The sequence below is a fragment of the Bacteroidales bacterium genome (assembly GCA_035353855.1).
Lineage (GTDB): Bacteria > Bacteroidota > Bacteroidia > Bacteroidales > CG2-30-32-10 > DAOQAK01.
Genome location: DAOQAK010000007.1, coordinates 24,561 through 45,140 on the forward strand (window position 1 = coordinate 24,561; position 20,580 = coordinate 45,140).

General features: G+C 34.3%; 20 protein-coding genes. 12 read left to right on the forward strand and 8 right to left on the reverse strand.

Annotation, left to right across the window (positions count from 1 at the left end; translation table 11 throughout):
- Positions 1-2: 2 nt before the first annotated feature.
- From PKK00_02775 to mraZ, 3 genes are read right to left on the reverse strand one after another with little or no spacing between them, the layout of a single operon-like run.
- A complete protein-coding gene (locus tag PKK00_02775) occupies positions 3-437 on the reverse strand; it encodes an FtsL-like putative cell division protein (protein HNW97319.1) in 435 nt (144 codons plus the stop codon).
- A complete protein-coding gene (gene rsmH / locus PKK00_02780; protein HNW97320.1) occupies positions 437-1,333 on the reverse strand; it encodes a 16S rRNA (cytosine(1402)-N(4))-methyltransferase RsmH in 897 nt (298 codons plus the stop codon). Before rsmH ends, PKK00_02775 begins: the two co-directional genes overlap by 1 nt.
- On the reverse strand, positions 1,320-1,799 hold the full coding sequence (gene mraZ, locus PKK00_02785) for a division/cell wall cluster transcriptional repressor MraZ (GenBank protein ID HNW97321.1): 480 nt from the start codon (positions 1,797-1,799) through the stop codon (positions 1,320-1,322). The genes rsmH and mraZ overlap by 14 nt, the downstream gene beginning before the upstream one ends.
- Before the next feature lie 267 nt (positions 1,800-2,066).
- Between mraZ and PKK00_02790 the strand changes: the two genes are divergently transcribed.
- The 4 genes from PKK00_02790 (at position 2,067) to PKK00_02805 (ending at position 5,214) form a co-directional block, all read left to right on the forward strand.
- The gene (locus PKK00_02790) at positions 2,067-2,936 is read left to right on the forward strand and encodes a 1-acyl-sn-glycerol-3-phosphate acyltransferase (protein ID HNW97322.1); all 870 of its coding nucleotides are present in this window, start codon (positions 2,067-2,069) and stop codon (positions 2,934-2,936) included.
- A 17-nt stretch (positions 2,937-2,953) separates the two neighbouring features.
- Positions 2,954-3,886 carry a GNAT family N-acetyltransferase gene (locus PKK00_02795; GenBank protein HNW97323.1) on the forward strand — a complete coding sequence of 311 codons (933 nt, stop codon included), beginning with the start codon at positions 2,954-2,956 and terminating at the stop codon, positions 3,884-3,886.
- Complete coding sequence (gene yihA, locus PKK00_02800; protein ID HNW97324.1) at positions 3,887-4,489, forward strand: ribosome biogenesis GTP-binding protein YihA/YsxC; 603 nt, start codon at positions 3,887-3,889, stop codon at positions 4,487-4,489.
- Between the two features lie 68 nt (positions 4,490-4,557).
- Positions 4,558-5,214: a hypothetical protein gene (locus PKK00_02805; GenBank protein HNW97325.1), complete on the forward strand. Its 657-nt coding sequence runs from the start codon at positions 4,558-4,560 to the stop codon at positions 5,212-5,214.
- A 122-nt stretch (positions 5,215-5,336) separates the two neighbouring features.
- On the opposite strand, the gene PKK00_02810 is transcribed toward PKK00_02805, so the two are convergent.
- Positions 5,337-7,343 (reverse strand): urocanate hydratase, encoded by a 2,007-nt coding sequence (locus PKK00_02810; GenBank protein ID HNW97326.1) that lies wholly within the window; start codon positions 7,341-7,343, stop codon positions 5,337-5,339.
- 452 nt (positions 7,344-7,795) lie between these two features.
- Here PKK00_02810 and PKK00_02815 point away from each other — a divergent pair, with 452 nt between their 5' ends.
- Positions 7,796-9,139, forward strand: coding sequence for a PDZ domain-containing protein (locus PKK00_02815; protein HNW97327.1), 1,344 nt, complete (start codon positions 7,796-7,798; stop codon positions 9,137-9,139).
- A gap of 73 nt (positions 9,140-9,212) precedes the next feature.
- Here the strand turns inward: PKK00_02815 and PKK00_02820 are convergent, their stop codons facing one another.
- The gene (locus PKK00_02820; protein ID HNW97328.1) at positions 9,213-9,392 is read right to left on the reverse strand and encodes a hypothetical protein; all 180 of its coding nucleotides are present in this window, start codon (positions 9,390-9,392) and stop codon (positions 9,213-9,215) included.
- An 81-nt stretch (positions 9,393-9,473) separates the two neighbouring features.
- Here PKK00_02820 and PKK00_02825 point away from each other — a divergent pair, with 81 nt between their 5' ends.
- The 3 genes from PKK00_02825 to PKK00_02835 all read left to right on the forward strand — a co-directional run bounded on the left by PKK00_02825 (position 9,474) and on the right by PKK00_02835 (position 11,659).
- The gene (locus tag PKK00_02825) at positions 9,474-10,736 is read left to right on the forward strand and encodes an MFS transporter (GenBank protein ID HNW97329.1); all 1,263 of its coding nucleotides are present in this window, start codon (positions 9,474-9,476) and stop codon (positions 10,734-10,736) included.
- A gap of 248 nt (positions 10,737-10,984) precedes the next feature.
- Positions 10,985-11,272, forward strand: coding sequence for a type II toxin-antitoxin system HigB family toxin (locus PKK00_02830; GenBank protein HNW97330.1), 288 nt, complete (start codon positions 10,985-10,987; stop codon positions 11,270-11,272).
- A 12-nt stretch (positions 11,273-11,284) separates the two neighbouring features.
- Complete coding sequence (locus PKK00_02835; protein ID HNW97331.1) at positions 11,285-11,659, forward strand: helix-turn-helix domain-containing protein; 375 nt, start codon at positions 11,285-11,287, stop codon at positions 11,657-11,659.
- 27 nt (positions 11,660-11,686) lie between these two features.
- Here PKK00_02835 and PKK00_02840 read toward each other — a convergent pair whose 3' ends face one another.
- The 3 genes from PKK00_02840 to PKK00_02850 all read right to left on the reverse strand — a co-directional run bounded on the left by PKK00_02840 (position 11,687) and on the right by PKK00_02850 (position 16,369).
- Positions 11,687-12,895 carry an L-serine ammonia-lyase, iron-sulfur-dependent, subunit alpha gene (locus PKK00_02840; protein HNW97332.1) on the reverse strand — a complete coding sequence of 403 codons (1,209 nt, stop codon included), beginning with the start codon at positions 12,893-12,895 and terminating at the stop codon, positions 11,687-11,689.
- Between the two features lie 285 nt (positions 12,896-13,180).
- The gene (locus tag PKK00_02845; protein ID HNW97333.1) at positions 13,181-15,547 is read right to left on the reverse strand and encodes a glycyl radical protein; all 2,367 of its coding nucleotides are present in this window, start codon (positions 15,545-15,547) and stop codon (positions 13,181-13,183) included.
- A 15-nt stretch (positions 15,548-15,562) separates the two neighbouring features.
- On the reverse strand, positions 15,563-16,369 hold the full coding sequence (locus PKK00_02850) for a glycyl-radical enzyme activating protein (protein ID HNW97334.1): 807 nt from the start codon (positions 16,367-16,369) through the stop codon (positions 15,563-15,565).
- Between the two features lie 641 nt (positions 16,370-17,010).
- On the opposite strand from PKK00_02850, the gene PKK00_02855 reads away from it, so the two are divergent.
- The 4 genes from PKK00_02855 (at position 17,011) to PKK00_02870 (ending at position 20,505) form a co-directional block, all read left to right on the forward strand.
- Entirely contained in the window at positions 17,011-17,871 is an 861-nt protein-coding gene (locus tag PKK00_02855) for a prephenate dehydratase (GenBank protein ID HNW97335.1), read from the forward strand.
- A gap of 5 nt (positions 17,872-17,876) precedes the next feature.
- Complete coding sequence (locus PKK00_02860) at positions 17,877-18,725, forward strand: prephenate dehydrogenase (GenBank protein ID HNW97336.1); 849 nt, start codon at positions 17,877-17,879, stop codon at positions 18,723-18,725.
- A 10-nt stretch (positions 18,726-18,735) separates the two neighbouring features.
- Entirely contained in the window at positions 18,736-19,860 is a 1,125-nt protein-coding gene (locus PKK00_02865) for a bifunctional 3-deoxy-7-phosphoheptulonate synthase/chorismate mutase type II (protein ID HNW97337.1), read from the forward strand.
- 354 nt (positions 19,861-20,214) lie between these two features.
- Positions 20,215-20,505, forward strand: coding sequence for a hypothetical protein (locus PKK00_02870; protein ID HNW97338.1), 291 nt, complete (start codon positions 20,215-20,217; stop codon positions 20,503-20,505).
- Positions 20,506-20,580: the final 75 nt, after the last annotated feature.

Genomic DNA, 20,580 nt, shown 5'->3' on the forward strand with positions numbered 1-20,580 from the left:
TATTAATCATTATTTTCCGTTGCCTTAACGGTAGTATCCGATTCAATAAAAATTTTATAAGGAGGAGTTACAGATTCCTTTATTCCGTATGGTTCTATTCGTTTTATCACTTCCGATTGACGACTGTAAAACATCAGTCTCGATTTGGATGTGATATTTTCCGAACGCAATTCTTTATTTTCTTTCTTTACTTTTTCTATTTCAATAATTTTCTTTTCAGCATAGAATGAATTGGCTATATAAAGCACCACTAATAAAACGATGTACAATACAAACGGAATGTTTTCCATTACCGATTTTCTTGCAAGTATGGTTCCATCAAGCACGCTCTGAATACCTTTAACAACAGGATTCACCTTGCGTTTTTTCACAGGTTTCACGGGCTCTTTTTCTTCGGGCTCGATTATTTCCGGTTCTTTATATGAGTTTTCTCCCATCAGTTCTTTTCAGCAATTCTCATTTTTGCACTTCGTGCTCTTTTATTTTTTTCAATTTCTTCATCACAGGGAACAACAGGCTTCCTTGTAATTATTTTCATAAATATTTCTTTATTACCAAAAAAATCTTTTGATTCTGTTCCTTCAAAATTCCCACTCCTGAAAAAATTTTTAACCAGCCTGTCCTCCAGCGAATGATATGATATTACAACAAACCTTCCTCCCGGATTCAATACTTCTTCACCGCTTACCAATAGCTCTTTCAGTGATTCCAGTTCCTGATTTATTTCTATTCGTAATGCCTGTAATATTTTTGCAAAGAATTTATTTTCCTTTCCTCTTTCTGCAAAGCCGCCAATTGCTTCTTCCAGGTTACTAATGGTTTTAATTTTTTTGTCCTCTCTGTATTGAACAATTTTATGAGCAATTTTTTTTGCTTCTTTTAATTCAGCATACTCATATAATAAATTACTCAATTGTTCCAGGCTGTATGTTGCCAATATTTCCTGTGCATTCAATTCATTATTTTTATTCATACGCAAATCAATTTCTGCATTGCCGCGTATGGTAAATCCTCTTTCCGGCTGATCGATCTGATAGGATGAAATACCAAGGTCGGCAATAATACCATCAACTGATTTTATATTATGATACTTCAGAAAATTTTTCAGATACCTGAAATTTCCATGAATCATGATTAGCCTTTTATCATCAATCACATTTTGAAAAGCATCAGCATCCTGGTCAAAAGCAACCAGGTTACCGTTTTCAATTTGTTTTAAAATTTCTTTAGAATGTCCGCCGCCGCCAAATGTCGCATCTACGTAGATGCCGCCGGGCTTTATCGCAAGCCCTTCAATGCTTTCGCGCAGCAGAACAGTTTCATGGTAAATCATTCCCGGTCTTCTCCTTGTTTTCTTTATTCCCCATTACCTCTTCTGCCAATGTTGAAAAATCCTCAGGTTCATTAGTAAGCAGGTTTTCATAAACTCCTTTTGACCAAATTTCAACACGATTGGAAAATGCGGAAAGCACAAGCTCTTTGTCAATTCCTGCATATATTGAAAGTTGTTTTGGCAATAAAAGTCTGCTTGCAGAATCAAGTACTAACTCGGTAGCTCCGCGGTAAAAATATCTGACAAAATCACGGTTTTTCTTATTGTAAAGATTCAGCTGATTTATTTCATCACTGATAACCTTCCACACGTTTCGGGGATATAAAACAAGGCACTTTTCAAAACCTCTGTTTACTACAAACCTTTCCTGTTCCTCTGTAGGTAATTGTTTTTTCAAACCTGAGGGCAGCATAAAACGCCCTTTAACATCTATGCGGCACTCGAATTCTCCAATTAGGTTTGTCATTTTACACTTGGTTTGTTGAAGTTGCTAAATTATAAAAATATTTACCACTTTTTACCACTTTTTACCACTTTGTTCATAACTTTTGACACTTAATTTTTAAGTTTTTAATAATTTGTTGTTTATCTGAATATTATACGACCTTAAAAATGCTATTGTGAATAAACTTTGTGAATATCTTGATGAAAAAAAGAATAAAAAATCATTTATCAGAAGCATTATTGCCTTTAAAATCAATAATGTTTAATTTTGTCGTTTAAGAAATATAAAATGAGCAAACGAAAACCATACGATAAAACACTTGTTCCGTTAAATAAACAAATTGATATTGAAAATGTTATCAGAAGTAAAAGCCCTAAGCTTTTAAAGTATTTACCCCGTTTTATATTAAAATATCTGAAGCGTATCCTTCATGAAGATGAGGTGAATATTGCTCTTGAAACCTATAAAGATGCTGAAGGTATTGATTTTGTTGACGGTATCATTAAGGAATTCGGAGCAAAAATCAATGTTATAAATCCTCAGAATTTACCCGGTACAGGGCGTTATCTGATTGCCTCTAATCATCCTCTTGGAGGATTGGACGGGATGGCTCTTATGCATGTTGTAGGAAAAGTAAGAAGGGATATTCTCTTTCCTGTAAATGATATTTTATTGTTTTTAAAAAACTTAAAACCACTTTTCATTCCAATAAATAAGCATGGTAAAAACACCGATAATATAAAATCTATTGATAATACATTTGCTTCCGATACGATGATATTATATTTCCCTGCAGGGCTTTGTTCGCGAAAACAAAAAGGAAAAATTTGCGACCTCGAATGGAAAAATACTTTTATAAAAAAATCTGTTCAATACCAGCGCGATATTATTCCTGTTCATATAGAAGGAAAGAATTCAAATTTTTTTTATAACTTAGCAAACTTCAGGAAACGCTTAGGAATTAAAGCAAACATCGAAATGCTTTATCTTGTTGATGAAATGTTCAAACAATATGAGGAAAACATAAACATCACATTTGGCAAGCCTATTTCATATAAAGTTTTTGAAAATATTTACAAATCGAAAGAGTGGGCAGAGAAAGTTAAAAAGCATGTTTATGAACTTGGAAAAAATCCTGATGCTGAATTTAAAGTTTAACAAAAAGAAGAAAAATCATGTTTAAAGATATCATACCTCCGGTTGAAAAAAATCTTCTTGAAAAAGAATTATCAAAAGATAAATTCATAAGGAATACAAACAACAAAAGCAACGAGATTTATGTTGTTACTTACGACGATTCTCCTAATGTTATAAAAGAGATAGGTCGACTACGAGAAGTTACTTTCCGCAGGGCCGGCGGAGGTACAGGAAAAGAAATTGACCTGGATGAATTTGATACCGGTCCATCACAATATTTTCAGCTTATTGTTTGGGATCCTAAAGAAAAAGAAATTGTAGGTGGTTACAGGTACATCCGTTGCGGTGATGCGAAAAAAAATGCAGATGGCGAATACCAGCTTGCAACAGCTCACCTATTCAGGTTTTCCGATATTTTTGAAAAATATTATATGCCTTATACCATTGAACTCGGACGTTCATTTGTTCAGCCTTTGTACCAGCCTGCCAACGACCCGAGAAAAGGATTATATGCACTGGACAATATTTGGGATGGATTAGGTGCTGTAATTGTTGACAACCCTGACATCCGGTATTTCTACGGAAAAGTTACCATGTATCTTAATTTTAACCAGGAAGCAAGAGATATGATATTATATTTCATGCACCGTTATTTTCCTGATCGTGAAAATCTGGTAACTCCAAAATTTCCCAGGGGGCTTCAAATTGACATCCGCACACTCAACGCAATTTTTAATGGTGAAACATACCAGGAAAATTATAAAATACTTGTTCAGAATGTAAGAAGATTAAAAGAAAATATTCCACCTCTTGTAAATGCCTATATGAATATTTCTCCTTCAATGCTTACTTTCGGAACTGCTTTAAACGATACCTTTGGTGATGTTGAAGAAACAGGGATACTTGTTACCATTTCTGATATTTACGATGTAAAAAAAGAACGTCACCTGCATTCATATAAAAACAAATAAATGTTGATCTCCTCTGCACAATTCATTAAAAGCAGTAAGGTGTATACCGAATGTCCAAAACCCAACCTGCCTGAATATGCATTTATAGGGCGTTCCAACGTTGGCAAATCATCATTGATTAATATGATTTGCAGTCAAAAAAAACTTGCCAAAACATCCAGTACACCAGGGAAAACACAACTTATTAATCATTTTATAATTAACGAAAACTGGTATATTGCCGACCTTCCCGGATATGGTTTTGCAAAAATTTCAAAAGACACACGCGCACGCTGGGAAAAAATGATTATGAATTATCTATTGAACAGAAATAATCTTATGAATACTTTTGTTCTTGTCGATTCGCGATTAGAGCCTCAAGCCATCGATATGGAATTCATAAACTGGCTCGGTCTAAAACAAATTCCCTTTTCAATCGTGTTCACAAAAACCGATAAATTAAAAGAAAGAGAAATTATTAAGAATACAGAAACTTTTAAAAAAGCCTTACTCGAAGAATGGGATGAGCTGCCTCCTGCTTTTATTACAAGTTCTGAAACAAAAAAAGGAAAAGAAGAAATACTCCGCTTTATAGAAGAAACAAATACTTTGTTTACAAGTTAATAAGTCGACAAGGCATAAGCTGATAAGCATGATTTATTTATAATTCAATAATAGAAAGGAAAAAAATTATGTGTTTTTCGGCTGAAGCAAGTTTTGCAGGAGGTGTTATTATATCAACTATTGGAATTGCTACAGTAACTAAAATTCATAAACCTTCCCAACTGGTATTTGCCTGCATTCCCTTATTTTTCGGGTTTCAGCAATTTGCTGAAGGATTATTGTGGTTAACTTTACCTTATTACGAATATGTCTATTTACAAAAAATTGGTACCTACATATTTTTAATTATGGCTGAAGTCTTCTGGCCGGTAATGGTTCCTCTTTCCGTTCTCTTAATGGAAGAAAATAAAAAAAGAAAAAGACTATTGTTAATTCTCCTGACAATGGGAATCTCCCTTGGATTGTATTATTCCTATTGTTTTTTATCATTTGAAGTTACGCCTAAAATTATTAATTATCATATTCAGTATGACAATGAATTCCCAAAATCAATGGTCGTGCTGACTAACATAATTTACTTAATAACAACAATTGTCCCTCTTTTTATTTCAAGCATTAAAAGAACCCGGTTGTTAGGTGTGTTAATATTTTTGTCATGCTTAATAACTGCAATATTTTTCACACAAACGCTTACATCAGTATGGTGCTTTTTTGCAGCATTGATAAGTGGTGTTATTTTTTGGATACTCAGAGATTCGAAAAGAAAATTCAACTTTGAAAATTGAATTTATTAAGAATAAAATAAATATGTTTGACACGAAAACACTATCTGCTAAGGCAGACACAAAAGTATCACTAAAAAATATATTTCTTTAGATCTTAAACAGGCTCTGAATATATAAAAATTCTAAACCAAATTTTCCAGCAAACTATCTTCAACCAAATTCGGAACGGTAACTTTTAGCATAGGTTCTTTTTCCATTGCACGTTTAATAGCGAAAACGGCACCATCGTTGCGAGCCCACGAACGACGGGATATTCCGTTGTTTACATCCCAGAACAACATCAACTTCAAACGACGTTGTGCATCTCGTGAACCATCGAGCAACATTCCGAAACCACCATTAATAACTTCGCCCCAGCCAACTCCACCACCATTATGAATTGATACCCATGTTGCGCCACGGAATGAATCGCCTATTACATTTTGTATTGCCATATCAGCAGTGAAACGTGAGCCATCGTAAATGTTGGAAGTTTCGCGATAAGGAGAATCGGTTCCTGAAACATCGTGATGATCGCGGCCAAGCACAACAGGTGCAGAAATGATTCCTTTTTTAATCGCTTTGTTGAATGCATCAGCAATCTGAATTCTTCCTTCAGCATCGGCATAAAGTATGCGTGCCTGCGAACCAACAACCAATTTATTTTCTTTCGCTTCTTTAATCCAGCGGATGTTATCTTTCATCTGTTGCTGAATTTCAGGAGGAGCTGTCTTTGCAATTTTCTTCAATACTTTCATTGCAATCAAATCGGTTTGTTCAAGGTCTTCGGGTTTTGACGAAGTGCACACCCAACGGAAAGGACCGAAGCCGTAGTCGAAACACATGGGACCCATGATGTCCTGAACATAAGAAGGATATTTGAAATCGCCATTAGGCTTCATAATATCAGCACCGGCGCGGCTTGCTTCAAGTAAGAAAGCATTGCCATAATCGAAGAAGTACATTCCTTTTGCAGTAAGTTCATTGATTGCAGCAACATGCCTGCGTAATGATTCCTGAACTTTCTGTTTGAAGAGTTCAGGATTTTTTGACATCATTTCTTTAGCTTCTTCAAAAGGAACGCCAACAGGATAATAGCCACCGGCCCACGGATTATGAAGTGAAGTCTGGTCGGAGCCAAGCTCAACAAAAATATTTTCTTTCACAAATTTTTCCCACAGGTCAACAATATTTCCCTGGTATGCCAGCGATACCGCTTCTTTCTTAGCTTTAGCTTTTTCAATACGTTTAATCAATTCATCGAGGTCGGTAAATACTTCATCAACCCAACCCTGCGAATGACGCGTTTGTACAGCTTTCGGATTCACTTCAGCAATCACACCTATAGCTCCTGCAATTACAGCTGCTTTGGGCTGTGCACCCGACATACCGCCAAGCCCGGATGTTACAAATAATTTTCCGGCAAGGCCTTCTTTATTTTTTTCAATTTTTCTTCCTGCATTCAAAACCGTTATTGTTGTTCCGTGAACAATTCCCTGCGGACCAATGTACATGAATGAACCGGCTGTCATTTGTCCGTATTGCGAAACACCCAGTGCATTGAAGCGTTCCCAATCATCGGGTTTAGAATAATTCGGTATCACCATTCCATTAGTTACCACAACACGTGGCGCATCTTTATGCGAAGGATACAATCCCATCGGATGTCCTGAATACATTGCCAGTGTTTGCTCATCGGTCATCGTAGCAAGATATTTCATGGTAAGCAGGTATTGTGCCCAGTTCATGAATACTGCGCCATTGCCGCCATACGTGATCAGTTCATGCGGATGTTGAGCAACAGCATAATCCAGGTTATTTGAAAGCATCAGCATAATAGCCGCTGCCTGCTTTGATTTATGAGGAAAATCTTCTATGCTTCTTGCATATATTTTATAATCGGGACGGAAACGATACATGTATATACGACCGTAATCTTTCAACTCCTGAGCAAATTCTTTTGCAAGAACAGCATGATGTTTCTGAGGAAAATAACGAAGTGCATTTCTTATTGCAAGTTTCTTTTCTTCAGCAGTAAGTATATCTTTACGCCTGGGTGCATGATTCAAACTTGCATCGTATGGTTTTGGTGCAGGTAATTCATCAGGAATACCTTGCAGAATAGCATTTTGAAAATCAGTTAAACTCATTTTATTTTTATTTTATTTCTATGCAAAATTAACGGAAAGTGTATAATTAGCAAATAATTAATTTCATGATAAATAAAAAATATTTTCTGCTATACAAATGAGTTATACCGATACGGAAATGATTTATTCATAACTTATTTTATACCGATTGTATAGATGTAATAGTCCAATAAATTGTACTATAACATCTATGTCATCGGCATAACCATTGTAAAATTTAAAATATCCTTTGGACTATTTTAAATTAACAATTGGTATTATTTTAAAGGTATTCATGAGCTCACAAGTTCGGTTGCAATAAATTCCTATCCGCGACAAGTCGGGATAAATCGGTATAACAGAATCTAAGCACATTTTGTTTTACAAATTTGCTAAGATTCTGTATAAATACCATTATCTTTGGTATAATAATTATGTTTAGGATTAATTAATATTTAGTTCCATAAAAACCAATGAAAAATAGATTGCTGTTGAATTTTTGTTTTTTAATACTTACTTGTTCTTTATCCGCGCAACAGGCATCAGGATTCCATTCTCTTACAAATAAAACTATTGTTGTTCCTTTTAAATTCATCAATAACCTTATATTTATTAATGTAGAAGTCAATGGTGTAATGCTAACATTCATGCTCGATTCGGGTGTAGGCGAAACGTTACTTTTTAGTTTAGACAATAAAGAAGTATCTTTTAATAATGTTGAAACAATAAAACTTGCCGGATTAGGTAGCGCAAATGAAATTGATGGGTATATCTCAAAATCAAATAAAGTTGTTATCAATAAAAACCTTATTGACACTACTCATCAAATCATCATTATTTTGAACGAGGATTTTAATTTTTCATCGCGTGTTGGTATTCCTATAAATGGCATCATAGGCTATCACTTTTTTGAAAACTTCCCCGTGCTTATAGATTACGATAAGGAAAGAATAATTATCTATCCCGAAAAGAAAAAATTCAAAAGAATAATTAAAAGGCAGAAAGCAATAGACTTAAGCATAGAAAAGAATAAGCCATATTTTAATACGGATATTGAATTGGAAAATAAAAAAATTAATTCAAAGTTATTAGTTGACCTGGGCAACAGCGATGGCATTTGGTTGTTCGCAAAAGAAATTGAAGGTTTTAAAACTCCTGAACCTAATTTTGATGATTATTTAGGTCGTGGTTTTAATGGCAATATTTATGGAAAACGCAGCAAGATAAAAGGAATCTATATGAATGAGCATTACCTGCAGAACCCTTTGGTTGCTATACCTGATGATTCATCAATTGTATCATTAAGTTTAGTGGAAGGACGAAAAGGCTCAGTAGGCAATGAGATTTTAAAAAGATTTAACCTTATACTGGATTATCCTGATAAAAAAATGTTCATTGAAAAAAATATTTTATTTAATGATAAATTCACATACAACATGGCGGGTATGGATATAAAATATGATGATATGCAATGGGCTGAAGAATTATTAATAGCGATGGAACTTCAGATCAATAAAACAAAAGAGAAAAAAGATACAATTAGTGAAGTTGCGGTTAATCACCTCAAATATAAATTCAATTTAAAACCTTTATATTCTATTGCTGAAGTAAGAGCTAATTCACCGGCTTCGAAAGCCGATTTCAAAGAAGGTGATGTTTTGCAAAAGGTCAATGGCAAACCGGCAAATCATTTTAGCCTGAAGGAATTAAATAATTTGTTCTTTTCTAAAAAAGGACGGGTAATAAAATTTGAAATAAAAAGAGGAACTGAAATTTTAAAAAAGACTATCACCCTGGAAGACCCTATAAATCCTTAGATATAATTTTAATTGTTATAGGTTGTTGGGTTGAGCAACTAGTCATGTCAAGAGTTATATGTTAAAGGTTAATTTATTTTGTCTTTCCACCATCACCTTTACCCGTCGCAATAACTTTATACTTTAAACAAAATTTTTCTTTCGTACCATATTTCGACAAGCTCAATATGACCAAACGCGCAGTCAGGTTGAGTTCATCGAAACCTGATGATAGTATAAAATAAACATTTTTCTTTTCACTTTCTACAATCAACCTAACCAGTTGCTCAACCTAATAACTTTTGACAAGTTATCTTTTATAAATACAAAACTTAATTATAATTTTGCCGGATATATGGCAGCACTATTCCGAAAAAATAATAATGAACACGATCCATATGCTGCTTTGCGCATAAAGAATTTCAGGTATTTTTTACTTGCAAGGTTTTCCATTACTGTAGCATTACAAATGCAATCAATAATTGTAGGGTGGCAGGTTTATGAAATTACCAAAGACCCATTCTCACTTGGGTTGATTGGTTTGGCTGAAGCCATTCCTTATATTTTCACTTCGTTGTTCAGTGGATATTTTGCCGACAGGTACAACCGAAAAAATATCATTCTTATTACCACCACAGTTTTTATTATCAGTGCAACGCTGCTTTATCTTTTTACAGCAAATCTTTCTAATGTTCTTTTTCTGTATGGTGTAGTTCCTATTTATTTGGTTGTGGCTTTTTCAGGATTTGCGCGTTCCTTTATTTATGCTGCTCAAACAGCATTAATGGCACAACTGGTTCCACGCGAACTGTACGCTAACTCATCTACATGGAACAGTACAAACTGGCATATTGCAGCGGTATCTGGTCCTGCTATTGGCGGACTAATTTATGGATTTTATGGAATAAGCAATGCATACCTTACGGTTATCATATTTGTCATTTTAGGATTTTACTGTTTCATAAATATCAACACGAAAAAAATCACAACAATTAACTATAATTCCGAATCCGTTATTGCAAGTCTTACTGAAGGCATTCGCTTTGTTTTCAAAAACCAGATCATATTAGGAGCATTATCACTCGATATGCTGGCTGTATTGTTTGGCGGCGCTGTTGCCATGCTTCCGGTGTTTGCCGCCGAAGTACTTCATGTTGGTCCGCAGGGTTTGGGATTCCTGAGAGCTGCACCGGCAGCGGGCGCTGTTATCATGTCGTTTTTCCTTGCATATAACCCGCCTGTAAGAAACTCCGGGAAAAAACTTTTTATCAGTGTTGCCGGATTCGGTTTATGTATAATATTTTTCGCCATCTCGAAAAATTTTTACCTTTCGCTGTTATTGCTTGCCATGAGCGGAATGTTCGACAATGTAAGCGTTATCATCCGCCATACCATTATGCAATTATACACTCCCAATAATATGCGTGGACGCGTAGCAGCAGTGAACAGCATTTTTATTGGTTCATCGAATGAAATAGGCTCGTTCGAAAGTGGGCTTGCAGCAAGGATTATGGGACTGATACCTTCAGTAATATTTGGCGGAAGCATGACACTTATAATTACTGCCACCGCTGCTAAAGTAGCGCCATTGTTGAGAAAACTGCATTTAAAAGAATAAAGAATAGACTTTCCAAGTTTTGAAAACTTGTAAAGTCTATTACTCCTTATTAAACTATTTTGTATATTTTGCCAAACCACCTTCGGCTGTTTCGCGGTAAATACTAAGCAAATCGTGGCCGGTATGCTTCTTGGCTCTTACCACAACTTCAAAAATTATACGATGTCTTTCATAAATAAATCTAAAAAAGATAAAACAAAGTTGTCAATTTGATAACTTTTTTATTATCTTTGTAAAAAATAATCAGCATGAGAGTTTTTAATAAAAGCACTTTGAGGAATTTTTATGAAAAACATGAAGACAGCAAAGAGCAGCTTTTAACCTGGTATAAAGTAACAACCAAAGCAGGCTGGAAAAGTTTTAACGATGTAAAAAAATATTTTAATTCCGTTGATTGTATTAAAGACAATTTATTTGTTTTTAATATAAAAGGCAATAAATACAGGCTGGTCGTTGATTTTAATTTCAGGTTGCAGTGGGCTTTTATAACATATATAGGCACTCATTCCGATTATGATAAAAGAAAATTTATTTAAACCGTTTGGATTATGAAAGCATATTTGAAAGTAATAGAAACAAAAAAAGATTATGAAATTGCATTAAAAAAGTTCCAGGAACTGTTTCATGCAAAAGCTGGAAGCGAAGCGGAAAAAGAAGCAAAACTCTTAGCTCTTTTAATTGAAGATTATGAAAACAAACATTTTCATATTCCCGAACCCGACCCTATCGAAGCCATAAAATATATGATGGAGCAAAGTCAAATGAATCAAAAAGATTTGGCGGAAATACTCGGGAACAAAGGCAATGTTTCAAAAGTGCTTAACAGGAAAAGAAAACTATCAATTGAAATGATTAGAACATTAAGTAAATGCTTACATATTCCTGCTGATATTCTTATTAAAGATTATCCTTTGGCTGTGTAATAATCATTTTTCTTTTAATACCAAGCTTTATTCCTTATTATAATACTTAGTATATTTTGCCAAACCACCTTCGGCTGTTTCGCGGTATATACTTGGTAAATCGTGACCTGTATGTTTCATGGCTTTTACCACAACATCAAAATTCACCCTGTGTCGTCCATCGGATAAAAGCGAATATGCTGATGCATCAAGCGCTCTGGCTGCTGCAAATGCATTGCGTTCAATACACGGAATTTGTACAAGTCCCGCAACCGGATCGCAGGTAAGTCCCAGGTGATGCTCTATTCCCATACTTGCAGCATATTCAACTTGAAATACTGTACCGCCAAATAATTGCGCGGCAGCGCCGGAAGCCATGGCACATGCGGTTCCTACTTCGCCCTGGCATCCTACTTCAGCACCGGAAATAGATGCATTCTTTTTTACTAAATTTCCAATTAATCCTGCCGTTGCAAGCGCTTTAATGATTTTAGCATCGGTTGCTTCGTAATCTTTCGAGAGATGATATAAAACTGAAGGCAATACTCCGCATGAGCCGCAAGTGGGCGCCGTTACAATTATTCCGCTACCCGAAGCATTCTCTTCGGAAACAGCAAGCGCATATGAAAACACTACTGCTTTTCTTTTAAGTGTGCCGGTAAATCCCTGCGAGCGGGTATAATATGCTGAAGCTTTGCGTTGTAAATTTAAAACACCGGGCAACACTCCTTCATTTTCCAATCCACGCTTAACTGCTTCCTGCATGGTTTTCCACACTTCTGCAAGGTAATCCCAAATTTCTTTTCCTTCACACTCTTCTATATATTCCCAAAAACTTTTTCCTGCTTTATTCAAATAGGAAAGAATATCACTCATTTTATTCAACGAATATATTTTAGGAATTTTTTGTGTATCGGGTTCGTACAAAGCTCCGCCACCTAAGCTGTATGTTATCCACTCATCAATGGTTTTCGCATTATCATCAAGCGCTTCGAATTTCATACCGTTAGGATGAACAGGCAATACTTCCTCAGGTTTCCAAATAATTTCAACAGTTGCAGGTTCCAACATTTTTGTAATGGCAACATCAGTCATGTGGCCCTTACCGGTAGCAGCAAGGCTTCCGTAAAGCGTAACCTTAAAAGAAACAGCATTTGGATTTTTTATTTTAAAAATTTCGGATGCTCTGCTTGGTGCCATCGTATGGCTGCTCGAAGGACCAAAACCTATGTGGTAAATTTTTTTTATCGATTCCACAATTATAATTTCGTTTTCTATTCTTTTTAATTCAATGGGCAAAAGTATAAATTATACCGATTGTTAATTTAAAATAGTCCAAAGGATATTTTAAATTTTACAATGGTTATGCCGATGACATAGATGTTATAGTACAATTTATTGGACTATTACATATATACAATCGGTATTATACCGATAGCACATTCATAATAGTCCTGTTTCGATATTGCCTTAATACCAATTGATATTATCTATATTTATTTTTAAATGAAATATCGCGCTACTAAGATGTTTATTGATCCATCATATCACATCTTTATGCTCTGTACGTTTGATAATTTCATTTTGCAAATCTACACCAAGATCGTTGAAATAATCGCTGTAACCGGCAACACGCACTATCAGATCGCGATGTTTCTCCGGATGCTTCTGCGCATCTTTTAATATTTCGGCATTTACAACATTAAACTGAATATGATGACCATTTAATTTAAAATAACTTCTTACCAAACTGCCAAGCTTAGCAATGCTTTCGTCATTATTAAAAAACTGCGGAGAAAATTTCTGGTTAAGCAATGTTCCACCTGTTCTTGTATGATCAATTTTTGATGCTGATTTTATTACTGATGTTGGTCCGTTCTTATCAGCACCCTGAACCGGTGAAATACCTTCCGATAAAGGTTCTTTAGCTTTTCTTCCATCTGGCATCGCATTGATTTTACTTCCGAAATAAACATGACTGGTAGTTGGCAATAAATTTATTCTGAACACACCTCCGCGTGCTGTGGGTTTTCCGTCAACAGCTTCGAAAAACAATTCGAAAATTCTTTTCGAATTGGCATCGGCATAATCATCATCATTACCGTATTTCGGAGTATTATAAATTAATTCATAACGCAACTTATCATGCTCCTCAAAATTATTATCAATAGCTTCAAGCATTTCTTTCATGGTGAATGATTTCTTATCAAACACATGATATTTAAGCGATGTAAGGCAATCTGACAATGAACCCAAACCTACTCCTTGTATATAACTCGTGTTGTACCTTGCCCCGCCTGCGTTATAGTCTTTTGCGTTTGCTATGCAATCATCAATTAATATTGAAAGAAAAGGCGCCGGAAGATATGTAGCAAAAAGTTTTTCAATAATCTTATTTCCTTCGATTTTTATTTCAATAAAATGATTCAATTGTTTTTTATATGCATTGAGCAAATCGTCGAATGATTTGAAATCACAGGGATTTCCGGTTTTTATTCCGAGTTGTTTCCTGGTTAGCGGGTCAACTCCATTATGCAATACAAGTTCCAATATTTTTTCCAGGTTAAAATAACCTGTAAGGATGTAGCTTTCTGTACCAAATGCACCACTTTCAACACAACCGCTGGCACCGCCATTGCGGGCATCTTCAACTTTTTTTCCCTGACGAACCAGTTCCTGAACTATCTCATCAGTATTAAAAATAGAAGGTTGACCAAAACCTGTTTTAACAATTTTCAATGCTCGTTGTAAAAATTTTTCAGGGTTGTCTTTACTTATCTGGATCATTGAACTTGGCTGTAACAGGCGCATTTCCTCAATCACATCGAGAATTAAAAAAGATAATTCGTTAACTGCATCGGAACCATTTTCAGTAAGCCCTCCTAAATTTATCAATGAAAAATCGGTATAGGTGTTGCTCTCCTGCGCAGTAACACCTACTTTTGGCGGAGAAGGCTGGTTATTGAATTTTATCCAGAACGCCTGCAATAGCTCACATACACGTTCTTTGGTTAAAGTTCCCGCCTCAATTTCTTTTTTATAAAAAGGATAAAGGTGTTGGTCTAAACGCCCGGGGTTAAAGGAATCCCAGGGATTCAATTCAGTAATCACTCCTAAATGTACAAACCAGTAATATTGCAAAGCCTCGTGGAATGTTCGTGGTTTGTTAGCAGGAACATGCCTGCAAACCTTTGCCATTTCTTCTAGTTCTATTTTGCGTTCTTTATTTTTTTCTTTCTTTGCCAACTCATCCAATTTCTCTGCATGACGTTTTGCAAAATTTATAATTGCATCTGCAACTATATTCATTGCATCGAGTTCTTCATGTTTCTCGAAAGCCTTTTTATCATTATTAAAATCAAGATTATTTAAACTTATTGAAATATCTTTTTTAATATCGAGCATTCCTTTTTCATAAATCTTTTTTCCCAGAACGGTATGCCCGGGCGCCCGCTGCTCCTGAAATTCAGTAAACATTCCGGCGCTATAAGCTTCTTTCCATTCATCTGATAAAACCAAAAACATCCTGTCGCGATGACTTTTTCCTTTCCAGAAAGGAATTATTATTTCTTTATAAGCTTTTTTTGTTTCATCATCAACTTTGAAAAACACTTTTTCTCTACTGTCAAGTATTCGTAAATCTTCTAATGAATGAACATTTATTTCAGGATATGTTGGGGTTGCTTTTGGCGCAGGTCCACGTTCGCCAACAATAAGTTCACCATCATTAATACAAATGAATTTATTTTCCAAAATATGCTTTAAACAATATGCTCTTTCAACCGGATAAGATAATCCGTGCACCAAATCATTTTTATAAAATTCGGTAACAAGCAAAGCTCTTTCAGCTGATATTTTGTTTACCGCATTCAGACTTTGTTCTCTTAATTTTTTTATTCTTTGGTTCATTTTATATTCAATTTATTAACCACCTGTCTTTACAATAAATCCGGCACTTTCAAAACTTTTTTTAATCTTAATCAACTCCTCATTCTCTAATGATTTCAAGTGGCTTAGTTTATTATTAATCTTAAATAATTCATACTTATGAATTGCTGTATTATGAAAAGGCAGCAGGTGAACTTCATTAAGGTTTTCATTTTTCAATTCAAGAAGAAAGTCTTTCATTTTTTCAATATTCGCTGCGCCATCAGTAATACCGGGAACAACAGGAATTCTTATAATAACTTTCTTTTTTTGTATCGAAAGAGTTTTTAAGTTTTTCAAAATATTTTCATTCGATACACCAGTATATTTTTTATGCTCCTTATTGTTTATTAATTTTAAATCATATAAAAACAAATCTGGCTTCCGAACTATTTCGCCAAAAACATCAGCTTCAGCATAACCGCTTGTATCAAGGGTTATATGAATATTTTCTTTTTTACATGCATCAATAAGTTCAATAAGAAAATCTATTTGAAACAAAGGTTCGCCACCTGAAAAGGTAACACCACCACCCGATTCTTCATGAAAAACATTCTCTTTTTTAATTTCATTCATCACAGCCTCTACAGTCATGTATTTCCCAAATATTTCCTTTTGATGATATTCTTTTCCATCAAGTTTATTTATCCTGGTAATCTCTTCCTGATTGAATTTCATTCCTTCAGGATTGTGGCACCACCAGCAACTCAACGGGCAACCTTTAAAAAAGACTGTTGTTCTTATTCCCGGACCATCATTAATTGAGTAACGTTTAATATCGAATATCAAACCTTCCGATTTCATAGAAAAATAATAAAATGAAAAATGAAAATTTTAATGAATAATAAATAAGGCGATAAAATCTAACAAATCCAGCATTCAAAAAGGCATTTACCGAATTTATGATAAAGGTTTCTATAGAATCTTTGTTTATTCAATCAAAATGTATTTAGAACTACAAAATTACACAATCACATCATAAAAGTCAATACAATAAAGATTCATGAATGCATTTATTAATTTGGTACCAAATATAATCTATTTCTTTTCTAAGAAAAATATTTTTCTTTATTTGTATTTTTTTAATAAAACTGCTTACATTTGCAACGACAAATGAAAAATTCAATGAAACAATTTCAAAATATATTTTTTTACTTTTATTTTAAACACTACCGGGACGAGTAGCATGTAATGCTTTTATTATATACAAAAGTCCCTGAAAACAGGGACTTTTTTTTATTTTATATAAAAACAAAAACAATGACAGAAAACAAAACATATAACATCTCGAAAACAAAAATGAATTCATTTTTCTTTTTTGGTTTTACTTTTTATTTCTGCTTTTATTATTTCAAAATGCAGCCGGGTTAGTTATGTAAAAACTTATATGCATCAAAGATCCCGGCCAACCACCGGGATTTTTTTTAATCAATAATTTAAAAAATATGAAAGAACAAAAAATCTGTAAAGTTGCAATGCTTGGTGTTTACGGCACTTTTCATGAAATTGCTGCAAAAGAATATTTCGGAAGAAGAAATATTTCGCTCCTTCCCTGCAATACATTCAAAGATGTTTTCAGCGCATTGAATAAACATACTGCTGATTACGGTATTATGGCCATTGAGAATTCTGTTGCAGGAAGCCTTCTTCCAAATTACACATTGCTGCGCGATTCTAACATGCTTGTTTGCGGTGAAATTTATTTGCGCATTAAGCAAAACCTTATGGCCTTGCCCGGGCAAAGCATTGATGATATTCACGAAGTGCATTCGCATCCGATGGCTATTCAGCAATGCGAAAAATTCTTTCTTCAATATCCGCATATAAAACTTATTGCATCTTCCGATACTGCATTAAGTGCAAAAATGATAAGTGAAAAAAAAATGAAAAAGACAGGTGCCATTGCAAGTTCGCTTGCTGCCGAAAGGTACAGGTTAAAAATAATTGAGGAAGGTATTGAAACCAATAAAAGAAACTATACCCGGTTCCTGGTTATTTCGAAAAAAAATTTACAATCTTCTAAAGAAAATAACAAATCATCGCTTTGTTTTTCGCTCACACATAAAAAAGGAAGCCTTTCAAATGTATTGTCAGTACTGGCTTTTTACAATATTAATCTTACAAAGATTCAATCTATGCCTATTATCGGAAAAGAATGGGAATATATGTTTTACATCGACCTGATGTTTGATAATTATAAAAGATACAAGCAATCCATCAACGCAATTATGCCACTTGCAAAAAAACTGAAAATACTTGGAGAGTATAGGAAAGGCAAAAAAATAAATAAAGAATTCATTCAATAAAAAATATGAAAACAACAATTATCGGATTAGGATTAATCGGCGGCTCGATAGCGATTGACCTACGTAAGCGGGGATTTACAAATTATATTATCGGCGTAGATAACAATATTGAACATGGTCGGCTTGCTTTGCAACATAAACTGGTAGATGAAATTTTACCACTTGAAAATGCAATTGAATGTTCAGAGTTGATTATTATTGCTACGCCTGTTGATGCAATACTCACGCTATTACCTAAAATTCTTTATAAAGTAAAAAATCAGGTTGTCACTGACATTGGCTCAACTAAAGAAAAAATTGTTGAACTGATTCGTCATCACCCCAACCGAAAAAATTTTGTTGCAGGTCATCCTATGGCTGGCACTGAAAAATCCGGACCACTATCAGCAATATCAGGGTTATTCGATAACAAATGCATGATTTTATGCGACATTGAAGACAGCGATGCAAAAGCTGTAGCAACAGTAAAAAAAATGTATGATGTGTTAAAAATGAATATTCTTATACTTCCGGCAAGAACTCATGATATACATGCTGCATATGTGTCGCATATTTCTCATGTTAGTTCGTATGCACTTGCACTTACAGTAATGGATATTGAAAAAGACGAAAAGAAAATATTCAATCTTGCCAGCGGAGGTTTTGAATCAACCGTAAGGCTTGCTAAAAGCCCTGCCAGTATGTGGACACCAATATTTCTTCAGAATAACGAAAATGTAATTACCGCATTAAACAACTATATCGACAAACTAAATGAGTTAAAAATATTCATCAAAGAGAAAAGAGACAAAGAACTTTTTGAAATGATAAATAAATCGAACCAGATAAAAAAAACATTAGAAAAACCCTTATAAAACAAGCACTATGGAAACACAACTCAACATTTCTCCTTTAAAAAACTGGATGCTTAGCGAGCAACAACCTCTTATCATTGCAGGCCCATGCAGTGCCGAAACGCAGGAACAGGTTATAAAAACAGCACGTGAGCTTGCAGCACAAAACATTAAAGTGTTCCGTGCAGGAATATGGAAACCGCGCACACGTCCCGATAACTTTGAAGGAGTAGGCACACAGGGGCTTGAATGGCTTCAACAGGTAAAAAGAGATACGGGAATGCTTACCTGTACCGAAGTGGTTAATGTTAAACATGTTTACGAAGCACTTAAATATGGAATCGATATTTTGTGGATTGGGGCACGTACAACTGTTAACCCTTTTGTAGTCCAGGAAATTGCTGATGCTATAAAAGGTGTTGATATTCCTATATTAATTAAAAATCCCATTAATACGGATTTAAATCTTTGGCTTGGAGCAATCGAACGTTTCAACAAAACCGGAATAACTAAGATTGGTGCTGTTCACAGGGGTTTTACAAGTTATGAAAAAAGCATTTACAGAAATCCTCCTAAATGGAACCTGGTTATAGAATTAAAAAGAAAGATTCCCGATTTGCCCGTCATTTGCGACCCCAGTCATATGGGAGGGGAAAAATCATTGCTTCAGGAATTGATGCAGAAAGCCATCGACCTTAATTATGACGGACTGATGATTGAATCACATATTCATCCTGAAAATGCTTTAAGTGATTCGTCTCAGCAACTTACACCCGATGAATTGAATTATCTTTTACAAAAGATCATTCTTCGGTCAACAACTTCAGCAAACCCGGTATTCCTTGAAATACTTGAGGAACTTCGTATGCAGATTGATAAACTGGATAATGAATTAGTTGAAATTCTTGAAAGAAGAATGCATGTAGCCGACACAATTGGCGAATACAAACGAAGAAACAACATTACCATTTTACAAAGCAAACGATGGGATGAAATTTTTAAAAAGCATATAGAATCAGGAATTCAAAAAGGGTTTAGTGCAGAATTTATGCAGAAACTTCTGAATGCTATTCACCAGGAATCAATTGATCATCAGGCACGGGTTATGAATTTTGTTCCTGCAACAGAAATATCAGAAGCCGTTTTTAAATGGTAATGTAACAGAAATGCCTTTTTCAAACAAAAAGTACAAGAAAAAAAATAAATAAATAAGAAAAAGTAATCTTACTTTTTAAAGACATTTTTTTTTGGATGGTCTACATTTTTTATAAAATTTTGAATATCCTTTTATCTGGTATTTGATAATTATCATATTCCTTCGTATATTTGATATTGAAATTTGACAGGCAGTCTAAGAGTAAATATTTAATTTATTTTTTCAATAATGCAGATATGGTCTGTTGTAAATTCGTTTTTCTATTTAAAATGTTTTTTGAAATTAATTTATTAACAAATTTATAATTAAAAATAAAAATAAAGGACAGGAATCATGATTGAAAAAGAAAAAATTATGAGCGTAGCAAAAAGCCTTATGCAATTTGAAGGCTCTTTATTAGACACCAAATACGCTGAATCACATCACAAAGTAGCTATCAAATACAAAGAACATTTGATTGAAATAAGCGGTGATGATGATAACAAATACATCAAATATGTGGATGAAAAAATTCCTATCAGTTCAAGCGAGTACAAACAACTTTACAGTTCTTTTTGCGAAGAACTTAATAAACGGAAAGCCAGAACTACAGAAAGATTTAACGAATTGGAAAAACTTGTTAAAAACGGAAAGGGTTCACATTAGATATGCCAAATCTTTACACTTTAAAAGCCCTGTCTTTCAACAGGGCTTTTATATTTAATGATATTTATACTGAAT

Bases quoted from the DNA above. Each gene is read 5' to 3' on its own strand.
- PKK00_02775 (HNW97319.1), bottom strand. From the start codon at position 437: ATGGGAGAAAACTCATATAAAGAACCGGAAATAATCGAGCCCGAAGAA.
- rsmH (HNW97320.1), bottom strand. From the start codon at position 1,333: ATGATTTACCATGAAACTGTTCTGCTGCGCGAAAGCATTGAAGGGCTT.
- mraZ (HNW97321.1), bottom strand. From the start codon at position 1,799: ATGACAAACCTAATTGGAGAATTCGAGTGCCGCATAGATGTTAAAGGG.
- PKK00_02790 (HNW97322.1), top strand. From the start codon at position 2,067: ATGAGCAAACGAAAACCATACGATAAAACACTTGTTCCGTTAAATAAA.
- PKK00_02795 (HNW97323.1), top strand. From the start codon at position 2,954: ATGTTTAAAGATATCATACCTCCGGTTGAAAAAAATCTTCTTGAAAAA.
- yihA (HNW97324.1), top strand. From the start codon at position 3,887: ATGTTGATCTCCTCTGCACAATTCATTAAAAGCAGTAAGGTGTATACC.
- PKK00_02805 (HNW97325.1), top strand. From the start codon at position 4,558: ATGTGTTTTTCGGCTGAAGCAAGTTTTGCAGGAGGTGTTATTATATCA.
- PKK00_02810 (HNW97326.1), bottom strand. From the start codon at position 7,343: ATGAGTTTAACTGATTTTCAAAATGCTATTCTGCAAGGTATTCCTGAT.
- PKK00_02815 (HNW97327.1), top strand. From the start codon at position 7,796: ATGAAAAATAGATTGCTGTTGAATTTTTGTTTTTTAATACTTACTTGT.
- PKK00_02825 (HNW97329.1), top strand. From the start codon at position 9,474: ATGGCAGCACTATTCCGAAAAAATAATAATGAACACGATCCATATGCT.
- PKK00_02830 (HNW97330.1), top strand. From the start codon at position 10,985: ATGAGAGTTTTTAATAAAAGCACTTTGAGGAATTTTTATGAAAAACAT.
- PKK00_02835 (HNW97331.1), top strand. From the start codon at position 11,285: ATGAAAGCATATTTGAAAGTAATAGAAACAAAAAAAGATTATGAAATT.
- PKK00_02845 (HNW97333.1), bottom strand. From the start codon at position 15,547: ATGAACCAAAGAATAAAAAAATTAAGAGAACAAAGTCTGAATGCGGTA.
- PKK00_02850 (HNW97334.1), bottom strand. From the start codon at position 16,369: ATGAAATCGGAAGGTTTGATATTCGATATTAAACGTTACTCAATTAAT.
- PKK00_02855 (HNW97335.1), top strand. From the start codon at position 17,011: ATGAAAGAACAAAAAATCTGTAAAGTTGCAATGCTTGGTGTTTACGGC.
- PKK00_02860 (HNW97336.1), top strand. From the start codon at position 17,877: ATGAAAACAACAATTATCGGATTAGGATTAATCGGCGGCTCGATAGCG.
- PKK00_02865 (HNW97337.1), top strand. From the start codon at position 18,736: ATGGAAACACAACTCAACATTTCTCCTTTAAAAAACTGGATGCTTAGC.
- PKK00_02870 (HNW97338.1), top strand. From the start codon at position 20,215: ATGAGCGTAGCAAAAAGCCTTATGCAATTTGAAGGCTCTTTATTAGAC.